Below are 2010 nucleotides of genomic sequence, written 5' to 3' on the forward strand. Positions count from 1 at the left end.
GGCGGCGCGGCCGGCGCCGGCACCGGCCCCGCCCGGCCGCCGCGCGCCGTCGCCAGGGCCGGGCCACAATCCGGGATGCCGCTGTCGTTCAGCCCGGGATTGGGGCCGCCCAGCGCGCCCAGCAGGTCGCCGGCGATGCCGGCCGGGGTGCGCGCCAGCCCCTCCACCGTGCCCAGCGCGCCGCGGGCCGCCGCCTCCCCGTAATCCGGCCGGGGATTGGCCAGCGTGCCGCCCAGCGGCACCGGCGCGCGGATGCGGATCTGGTTGAGCCCCGGGATCGGCAGCCGCAGGTCGAGCAGCAGGCGCATCGCCAGCCTCTCGTCCCGCAGGTTCACCGTGCCGCCGCCGCCCACCTTGCCGAGGCTGCCGTCCAGCAGCAGCACCTCGCTGCGGGCCACGCCATTCTCGGCCCGCCAGCGCGTCGCGCCGCAGGACAGCACCACGCGGCCTTCCGCCAGCGCCCCCAGCGCCGGCATCGCCCGCCGCAGATCGGCGAGCGCCCGCCCGAGGAGGCTGCCGGACCCGCCCTCCACCGCGCCATTGGTCAGCGCCAGGCCGAGATGCCCGGTGGCGGTCGCCGCCACCGCGCGCAGGTCCCGCCCCTGGCCGCGCAGGTCGAGGTCGAATTCGAGACGCCCGGCGGTGCCCTGCGGCGCATGCAGCGCCGCCAGCAGCGGCGGCAGGTCCAGCCCGTCCGACCGGGCGGCGACCTGCACCGCCGGCGGCGTCGCCGTGACATCGGCCGCCGCGCGCAGGCTGACGCGACCGCCCGGCAGGGTGACGGTCAGCGGGTCCAGCCTTCCCTTGCCATCCTCGATCACCGCATGCGCCGCCAGGTCGCGCAGATCCACGCCGCCGCTGCGCAGTTCCCCGACCGTCAGCCGCAGGTCGCTGTCGGTCAGCCGCAGGATCTCGAGCGGCAGCGGCATCGCCGGGATCACCCGGCCATCGGGCGGCGGCGGGGGCGGCGCCGGGCCGCGCGCGACCGGCTGGGCCGGCGGCGGCAGCAGCGCGTCGAGGTCGAGCCGGCGGGAGGCCAGCGCGCCCTGCACCCCGGACCGCATGCCCATGACCAGGGTGAGGTCGCCGGCGATGTCGCCGGCCGAGGAGGTGACCTGGATCTCCTTCAGGAAGGCGCCGCCGGAGAAGCGGTAGCCGCCGCGCTCGTTCAGCCGGGCGCGGGCCTGGATGTCCCGCACCGCCGGCAGCGGGCCACCGGCCAGCGGCGCCAGCGCGGCCAGGTCGGGCAGCGCGGCGGTGATGGCGAGGTCGACGCCGCGCAGCCGGTCGGGGTTCTCGATCTTGCCCTGCACCCGGGCGGTGCCGCCGGCGGCGGTGACGGCCAGGTCCAGCGGCACCGGCGCCGCCAGCCCGCCGGGCGGCATGGGCGACCGCGTGGTGCCGGACAGCGTCACCGGCAGGCCATGCAGCGTGCCGGCGCCCTCCAGTGTCAGCGGCGCCTCCGGCCCCGGCAGGCTGGCGCGGAAGCGGGCCAGCTCCAGCCCGTCCAGAAGCTGGCCGAGCGGCGAGGCGCCGATCGAGACCTCGAGCGCGGTCAGCGCGTGCTGCCCCGGCCCGGCATCGGCCAGCCCGATCCGGGCCTGGAGTTCGCGCAGCGGCGGGATCGGCACCTCCGGCAGCAGCGGCACCAGCCGCTGCGCATCGGGCACCTGGGCGGTCAGCGTCGCCTGCCAGCCGCGCCGCGCCGCGGGATCGGCGATGCTCCCCTCCACGCCGAAGCGGGCGCCGGCGGCCTCCACCGTGCCGCGCAGCGGCCAGGGCGGCGCGCCGGGGGGGGGCGCCAGCAGGCCGGCGAGCGGCCCGGCCTCCCCCGCCACCGCCACCGGGATGCCTTCCAGGCTCAGCGTGCCGCGGCCGCGCACCGGGCCATCCGTCGCATCGGCCTCGGCCTCCGGCACCTCCAGCACCCGGCTGGCGCCGGTGATGCCGTTGCGCCAGGCCAGGCGCGCGCCCTCCACCGTGATCCGGCCGAAGCCGAAGCTCGCGCGG

Annotated in this window: 1 protein-coding gene; it reads right to left on the reverse strand. The window is 79.0% G+C overall.

Going from position 1 to position 2010, the window contains the following annotated elements:
- Positions 1 to 2010: AsmA family protein (locus E2C05_RS31315; protein ID WP_133223515.1), on the reverse strand; the 2010-nt coding region annotated here is incomplete at both ends.

The organism is Paracraurococcus ruber (assembly GCF_004353985.1).
In the GTDB taxonomy this organism is placed as follows: Bacteria; Pseudomonadota; Alphaproteobacteria; order Acetobacterales; family Acetobacteraceae; genus Paracraurococcus; species Paracraurococcus ruber.